Source organism: Candidatus Protochlamydia sp. W-9, assembly GCF_001950615.1.
Classification (GTDB): Bacteria; Chlamydiota; Chlamydiia; order Chlamydiales; family Parachlamydiaceae; genus Protochlamydia; species Protochlamydia amoebophila.
This window is the reverse complement of the sequence record NZ_BCPZ01000063.1, coordinates 1-277: the sequence shown is the minus strand read 5'-3', so window position 1 is coordinate 277 and position 277 is coordinate 1. Positions and strand designations below refer to the sequence as shown.

Below are 277 nucleotides of genomic sequence, written 5' to 3'. Positions count from 1 at the left end.
CAATGGTCCGCGCGCTTAACGTACTCCGTCGACCCGTCACCATAGTTTTAGGTGGCGCAGGAATATTTAACCTGCTTTCCATCACCTACGCTTTTCAGCCTCGGCTTAGGGACCGGCTAACCCAGGGAAGACGAACTTCACCCTGGAAACCTTAGGTTTTCGGCGAGGAGGATTTTCACCTCCTTTATCGTTTACTCATGCCATGCATTATCACTAGTATGCGCTCCAACGCTCCTTACGGTACATCTTCGACGCTGCATACTACGCTCTCCTACCG

Annotated in this window: 1 rRNA gene; it reads right to left on the bottom strand. The window is 51.6% G+C overall.

Annotated features, from left to right (window positions below):
- Positions 1-277 (bottom strand): 23S ribosomal RNA (locus tag BU804_RS01840); the annotation flags it as partial.